At 61.4% G+C, this 6,869-nt stretch carries 8 protein-coding genes; 2 read left to right on the top strand and 6 right to left on the bottom strand.

What is annotated here, in order from left to right:
* Window positions 1-78: 78 nt before the first annotated feature.
* Together PseAD21_RS25685 and PseAD21_RS25680 are read right to left on the bottom strand one after the other, a co-directional pair.
* Entirely contained in the window at window positions 79-1,692 is a 1,614-nt protein-coding gene (locus PseAD21_RS25685) for an NAD(P)/FAD-dependent oxidoreductase (protein WP_102358576.1), read from the bottom strand.
* Between the two features lie 97 nt (window positions 1,693-1,789).
* Window positions 1,790-2,443: a COG3650 family protein gene (locus PseAD21_RS25680; RefSeq protein ID WP_102358575.1), complete on the bottom strand. Its 654-nt coding sequence runs from the start codon at window positions 2,441-2,443 to the stop codon at window positions 1,790-1,792.
* 162 nt (window positions 2,444-2,605) lie between these two features.
* Between PseAD21_RS25680 and PseAD21_RS25675 the strand changes: the two genes are divergently transcribed.
* Entirely contained in the window at window positions 2,606-2,974 is a 369-nt protein-coding gene (locus PseAD21_RS25675) for a hypothetical protein (RefSeq protein ID WP_102358574.1), read from the top strand.
* Between the two features lie 35 nt (window positions 2,975-3,009).
* On the opposite strand, the gene PseAD21_RS25670 is transcribed toward PseAD21_RS25675, so the two are convergent.
* Window positions 3,010-3,609: a short chain dehydrogenase gene (locus PseAD21_RS25670; protein ID WP_102358573.1), complete on the bottom strand. Its 600-nt coding sequence runs from the start codon at window positions 3,607-3,609 to the stop codon at window positions 3,010-3,012.
* Window positions 3,610-3,712: 103 nt separating this feature from the next.
* Here PseAD21_RS25670 and PseAD21_RS25665 point away from each other — a divergent pair, with 103 nt between their 5' ends.
* Window positions 3,713-4,627 carry a LysR family transcriptional regulator gene (locus tag PseAD21_RS25665; RefSeq protein WP_102358572.1) on the top strand — a complete coding sequence of 305 codons (915 nt, stop codon included), beginning with the start codon at window positions 3,713-3,715 and terminating at the stop codon, window positions 4,625-4,627.
* A 117-nt stretch (window positions 4,628-4,744) separates the two neighbouring features.
* Here the strand turns inward: PseAD21_RS25665 and PseAD21_RS25660 are convergent, their stop codons facing one another.
* The 3 genes from PseAD21_RS25660 to PseAD21_RS25650 are packed head-to-tail and all read right to left on the bottom strand — an operon-like array spanning window position 4,745 to window position 6,860.
* The gene (locus tag PseAD21_RS25660) at window positions 4,745-5,221 is read right to left on the bottom strand and encodes a DoxX family protein (protein ID WP_102358571.1); all 477 of its coding nucleotides are present in this window, start codon (window positions 5,219-5,221) and stop codon (window positions 4,745-4,747) included.
* A complete protein-coding gene (locus PseAD21_RS25655) occupies window positions 5,218-5,976 on the bottom strand; it encodes a DUF2063 domain-containing protein (protein WP_102358570.1) in 759 nt (252 codons plus the stop codon). The genes PseAD21_RS25660 and PseAD21_RS25655 overlap by 4 nt, the downstream gene beginning before the upstream one ends.
* On the bottom strand, window positions 5,973-6,860 hold the full coding sequence (locus PseAD21_RS25650) for a DUF692 domain-containing protein (protein ID WP_102358569.1): 888 nt from the start codon (window positions 6,858-6,860) through the stop codon (window positions 5,973-5,975). The genes PseAD21_RS25655 and PseAD21_RS25650 overlap by 4 nt, the downstream gene beginning before the upstream one ends.
* Window positions 6,861-6,869 lie beyond the last annotated feature (9 nt).

Below are 6,869 nucleotides of genomic sequence, written 5' to 3'. Positions count from 1 at the left end.
ATTATCGTCGACTGACACACCGCATTCGCGAGCAAGCCCGCTCCCACAGGAGGTTGGTGTCACTTCAAAACAGATGTATCAGGCTTCCAAGCCCAAAATGTCTCGCGCCACAGCTTCTGCAATACGAATCCCGTCGACACCCGCCGACAGAATCCCGCCCGCATAACCCGCGCCTTCACCGGCCGGGAACAGGCCTTTCACGTTCATGCTCTGCAGCGACTCGTTACGCGTGATGCGCAGCGGCGACGAGGTGCGAGTCTCGATCCCGGTCAACACCGCATCGTGCAGCGAGTAACCACGAATCTGCTTCTCGAACGCCGGCAGCGCTTCGCGGATCGCTTCGATGGCGAAGTCCGGCAGCGCCAGGGACAGGTCGCCCAGTGCCACACCCGGTTTGTACGACGGCTCGACTTCACCCAATTCGGTCGAAGGAATGTCGTTGATGAAATCGCCGACCAGTTGCGCCGGTGCCTTGTAGTCGCTGCCGCCGAGGATGAACGCGTGGGACTCCAGGCGCTCCTGCAACTCGATACCCGCTAGTGGACCGCCCGGGTAGTCGACTTCCGGGGTGATACCGACGACGATCCCGGAGTTGGCGTTGCGTTCATTACGCGAGTACTGGCTCATGCCGTTGGTGACCACGCGATTCGGCTCGGACGTCGCCGCCACCACGGTGCCGCCCGGGCACATGCAGAAGCTGTAGACCGAACGGCCGTTCTTGGCGTGGTGCACCAGTTTGTAGTCGGCGGCACCCAGTTTCGGGTGGCCGGCATACTTGCCCAGGCGCGCACGGTCGATCAGCGATTGCGGGTGTTCGATGCGGAAACCCACCGAGAACGGCTTGGCTTCCATGAACACGCCACGGCTGTGGAGCATGCGGAAGGTGTCACGGGCACTGTGGCCGAGGGCCAGGACCACGTGTTTCGAATGCAGGGTTTCGCCGCTCGCCAGCTCGACGCCGACCAGTTGGCCGTCTTCGATCAGCACGTCGCTAACGCGCTCCTGGAAACGCACTTCGCCGCCCAGGGCGCGGATCTCTTCACGCATGGTCTCGACCATGCCGGTCAGACGGAACGTACCGATGTGCGGCTTGCTGACGTAGAGGATTTCTTCCGGCGCGCCGGCCTTGACGAACTCGTGCAGGACTTTGCGGCCGAGGAACTTAGGATCCTTGATCTGGCTGTACAGCTTGCCGTCGGAGAACGTGCCCGCGCCGCCTTCGCCGAACTGCACATTGGACTCGGGGTTGAGCACGCTTTTGCGCCACAGGCCCCAGGTGTCCTTGGTGCGCTGACGCACTTCGGTGCCGCGTTCGAGGATGATCGGCTTGAAGCCCATCTGTGCCAGCAGCAGGCCGGCGAAGATCCCGCACGGGCCGAAACCGACCACAATCGGGCGCTGGCTCAGGTCGCTTGGCGCTTCGCCTACGAATTTGTAGCTGACATCCGGCGCCACGTTGACGTTACGGTCGTCGGCGAACTTGCCCAGCACCTTGGCCTCGTCGCGCACTTCGAGGTCGATGGTGTAGATGAAGCACAGTTCGGAGGACTTTTTGCGCGCGTCGTAGCTGCGCTTGAACAAGGTGAAATCGAGCAGATCATCGCTGGCGATGCCCAGACGCTGCACGATGGCAGGGCGCAGGTCTTCTTCGGGATGGTCGATTGGCAGCTTGAGTTCGGTGATTCGTAACATGGCGAGGATCCGGGTTCGCGGGGCGCACAACTGCGCCAGGGCGTTTGAAGGCCGCGATTATAAGCCGCAAAGGCCGGATCCGGTGAGGCTAAAACGCTCAGTCGTTGCGCGATCCGCCGAAATACCCGCAGCCGCGTTGCACCTTGCCGTCGATGCGCAGTTCGGCGCTCATGTGCTGCACGCTGCCGGTGCTGCTGTCGACACAGCGTTGCGGCGCGACCCACAACTCGATGCGCTGGTTGTTGGCTTCGCTGCTCAGGTTGAAGCGACCGTCGCCCAGTTGTTCTTCGACATAAGGCACTGCCAGCGCCGGTTGGCCTTCACGATCGATGACCATGCCCTTGCCACTGACTTTGACGTTCCACTCGGGCGTGTGGCCGCTGGCACGGAGGGTCAGCAGCTTGAAGTTGGGGTCATCGCATGCGGTGCCGGAGCGCTCGACGCGATACAACTGGGCGAGGTCGAGGCGGTCGCCGGCGAGCTTCCCGCGTACGTCGGCAAACAGCTTGCCCTGCTGATCGGCGAGGGTCGCGGCCTCTTGCAGCACGCTGGTGCCGCCGATGTCGTTGACCGCGTACTGACGCTGTTCGCCACACGGCTGGAACACCAGTTTGCCGTCGGCCGCCGTCAATTGCCCTTGCATTCGGGTCTGCCCGACGTGGGAAACACTTTGACGCGGGCCATCAAGCAATTGGCAGGCGGCGAACAACGGCAGCAGGGCAACTACGATCAACGAACGGGCAACACGCATCTTCGGCTCTCCAGACAAGTGCCGCCACGTTACGCAGGCTGACCGCTTATCACAACCATGAGTTGGACTTGCCACGTACCGGAAACATTTGGCTTAATTTTCGGAGTCGGGACGAAGGACACTTGGTCGTACCTTGTCCGCCTTTTGGATACGGGAGATTTTATGAAAGGATCAGGCAGGGTGCTATTGACGGTACTGGCAATGATGGCTTCGTGGCAGTCGATGGCGGCAGAAATTGCCTTTTCATCGGATGCGGACTTCTCCGAAATGAGCCTTGAGCTCAAACGAATCGATAATCCGAATCCGCAAGCCCTCATGCTCAATGTCACGTTGAGCCCGGATGCACAGCGTCGCCTGCAGCAGGTGACGACTGAGAAAATGCACCAGCCCCTGCTGTTGTCCATCAATGGCGTTCAGGTGTCGAGTGCGACGATTCAATCGGTGATCAATGGCCCGGGTCTGATGATAAGCGTGCCCCGCGAGGTCGCCAGCAAGCTGCTTCCCACGCTGCTGGAGCTTAAAAAACCTTGATGCGGCGCTGGGTCAGCGCCGCATGCCGAGGCTTTTCAACCCACGTGAAAGGTCTGGCCGGTTTGCAGGCCTTCGACACTTTTCGCGTAGGCCAACGCCACATCGGCCGCCGGAACCGGCTTGTAACCACGGAAGTATGGGGCGTAGCTGCCCATGGCTTCCAGCAGCACCGTCGGGCTGATCGAGTTCACTCGCAGGCCGCGTGGCAGTTCAATGGCTGCGGCTTTCACGAAGCTGTCGAGTGCGCCGTTGACCAGTGCTGCCGAGGCGCCAGTGCGGATTGGATCGTGGCTGAGCACGCCGGTGGTGAAGGTGAACGAGGCGCCGTCGTTGGCGTATTCGCGGCCGATCAGCAGCAGGTTGACCTGGCCCATCAGCTTGTCTTGCAGGCCCAGCGCAAAGCTGTCGGCGGTCATCTCGCCCAGTGGGGCGAAGGTCACGTTGCCGGCCGCGCAAACCAGCGCGTCGAACTTGCCGGTCTGCTCGAACAGTTTACGAATCGAGGCGCTGTCGCTGATGTCGACCCGGAAGTCGCCGCTGCTGCGACCGATGCGAATCACTTCGTGGCGCTGGCTCAGTTCCTTGTCCACGGCCGAACCGATGGTGCCGGCGGCACCGATCAACAGAATCTTCATGGGCTAATCCTCAATGGGTTGAACGAGGTTTCAGTCTAGAGTGGTTTTTTCTGCGGATAAGCGCACTAATAGGCAACCTTTGGTTTTCAAATGGAAACAATCCATGAGCGAAATGGATGATCTGGCGGCGTTTGCGGTGTTGATCGAGGCCGGCAGCTTCACCTTGGCGGCGCAGCAATTGGGTTGTAGCAAGGGCCAGTTGTCCAAGCGCATCAGCCAGTTGGAAGCGCAGTTTTCCGTGGTGTTGCTGCAACGTACCACGCGTCGCTTGAGCCTGACGGCGGCGGGCGCCGCGCTTCTGCCGCAGGCGCAAGCGCTGGTCGTCCAAGTGGAAAAGGCACGTCAGGCATTGGCGCGCTTGAAGGACGACATGGCCGGGCCGGTGCGGATGACGGTGCCGGTGTCGCTGGGGGAAACGTTTTTCGATGGTTTGCTGCTGGAGTTCTCGCAGAAGTATCCCGAAGTGCAGATCGAGCTGGAGCTGAATAACAATTATCGGGATCTGTCCCGGGATGGCTTCGATCTGGCGATTCGCACCGAGGTGGCCAACGACGAGCGCCTGGTGGCCAAACCCTTGCTGGCCTGGCAGGAAATGACCTGCGCCAGCCCAGGGTATCTTGAACAGTTTGGCGAGCCGCTAACCCCGCAGGATCTGGCTGAACACCGCTGCCTGCTCAACAGCCACTACAGCGGCCGCGAAGAGTGGTTGTATCACCAGCAGCACGAACTGCTGCGGGTACGGGTATCCGGTCCGCTCGCCAGCAACCATTACAATCTGCTGAAAAAAGCCGCCCTCGCCGGTGCCGGCATCGCACGGTTGCCGTCGTATCTGCTGCAGACGGAACTGGCTGACGGCCGTTTGCGCTGGCTGTTGCGCGACTTTCAGACGCGACGCATGCCGATGTACCTGGTGCATCCGTATCAGGGCGGGTTACCGAAACGTACCCAAGTGCTGGCGGATTATCTGATCGGCTGGTTCAAGCGCAGCGGCGAAGCGCTGGATCGACTTCAGCGCTAGCTATGGAATCCATACCTTGTGGGTGCGGGCTTGCTCGCGAATACGGTTTCATATTCGACCAATTCGCTGGCTGATACGGCGCTTTCGCGAGCAAGCCCGCTCCCACTGGGTTTGTGGTCAGCTGGCAAAGCGTCGTGCGATCAGGTGATCGATCGACAGTTTTCCCGGCCCGCTCGCCATCAGGTACAGCAACACCGCCGCCCAGGTGCCGTGGGTCGGATACGCATCCGGGTACACGAACAGTTGAATGGTCAGGGTCATGCCCAGCAGCGCCAGCGCCGAAAACCGCGTGGCAAAGCCGATCAGGATCAGCACCGGGAAGAAGTGCTCGGCGAACGCTGCCATGTGCGCGGCGATTTCCGGTGACAGCAGCGGCACGTGGTACTCGCTTTTGAACAGCGGAATCGTCGAGTCCGCCAGGTGCGGCCAGCCGAGTTGAAAGGTGCCGTCGATCAGGTCGATGGCCAGGCCTTCGACCTTGGTCTGTCCGGACTTCCAGAACACCGCGGCAATCGAAAAACGCGCGATGAAAGCGATCAGGCTGTGGGGGATTTTTTCCAGCAGCGCGATGGCGCGGGTAATGAGATTGTTCATGGCGATTCCTTGTTATTCAGGTCAACGATGGCGTTGTGCGCAATCAGCAGCGCGAGGGTGTGGCTGAGGTCAAATGGCGGACTGTTTTGCGCGGCCGCCAGCAGCGGTTGGTCATTGAGCAGATGACGCAGAAACGCGTTGGCGCCGGGTTCGAGGGCAAATACCTCGACGTCGAGGCCGTTGCGCAGTACCAGGGCGTGCTGTGCGTGGTGGATGTCGATGCCGGCCAGCGTTGCGTCACCCTGATGCGCGGCCCAGATCGCGACCACGGCGTGGTTTGAGTCGAGCAGATGCAACGACGGATGAAGCTTGAAGCGCAGGTCGCTCAGCCCATCGGGATCGGCCAGTGCAGTGGTGATCTGCTGCGGTTGCACGGGCAGCGCATCGGCGGCGTGGTAGGCGCGGGGGCGCAGCTGCTCCAGTCGTGCCACGCCGGCCAGATACGGCACGCTCGCTGCCGGTTCGAAGGCGTCGATAAACGCAGGGAAGGCTTCGCCGTAATGACTCATCAACGGACTGGCGGGTGGCTGCTGCTGGACGAAAACGGCAGCCATGGCGCGGAAGAACTCCTCGCCGACCAATTGCTGCACCACCGGGTAACTGTCCGCCAGGGCCTTGATCAGCGAACCTTGCACGTTATTGCGGTACACCGAAAATCGACTGCCCGGGTCGGCGCCGTTGGCACTGCACAAACCCTCGGGGCAGGGCAGTTGCGGGTCGAGTAGCGCAGCAGCAAAAGCAGCTTGAGTACTCATGGCCGGACTCCCGCGCCGAGCAGTATTTCGTCGGCCTGCCGCGCCTCGGCCAGCAACACATTGAAGGCGGGCACCTGATTGTCGCGTTCGATCAGGGTGGCCACCGCGCCGGTGCGTTGCAGCGCTTGCCGGTACAGGGCCCAGACCGCTTGGTCGATTGGTGCACCGTGATCATCGATCAACAAACGGTCACCGAGGCTGTCGCTGTCTTCGGCAAATCCGGCCAGGTGAATCTCGCCGACAGCCTGCAATGGCAGGGCGTCGAGATAAGCCAGCGGATCGCGCTGATGATTGATGCACGAGACGTACACATTGTTGACGTCGAGCAGCAGACCGCAGCCGCTGCGCCGGATCACTTCGGCGATGAACTCCGGCTCATCGATAGTCGAGCGCTGGAACGCCAGATAGGTGGATGGATTCTCCAGCAGCATCGGGCGTTTGAGGGTGTTCTGTACCTGGTCGATATGTTCGCAGACCCGGTTCAGGGTCGGCGTGTCATAGGCCAGCGGCAGCAGGTCATTGAGGAACACCGGGCCGTGGCTCGACCAGGCCAGGTGTTCGGAAAAGGATTGTGGTTGATAACGCTCGATCAGCATTTTCAGACGGTGCAGGTGCTGAGTGTCCAGTGGCCCTTCGGCGCCGATGGACAGCCCGACGCCGTGCAGCGACAGCGGATATTGCTCGCGGATCAAACCGAGAAAGTGATGAAACGGCCCGCCGTCCACCATGTAGTTTTCGGCGTGGACTTCGAAGAAACCGAGGTCCGGTTGGGCGCCGAGCACTTCGCGAAAGTGCCCGGTCTTGAGCCCCAGCCCGGCACGGGGCGGGAGCCCGGGGAGGGCTGCCTGAGTGCGGGGTGGGACAGGTTCGTCGAGGCTGAACATGATCGTCAC

The sequence above is a fragment of the Pseudomonas sp. AD21 genome, from assembly GCF_002878485.1.
Lineage (GTDB): Bacteria > Pseudomonadota > Gammaproteobacteria > Pseudomonadales > Pseudomonadaceae > Aquipseudomonas.
The sequence above is the reverse complement of the archived record's forward strand: the minus strand, read 5'-3'. Positions and strand labels throughout refer to the sequence as shown.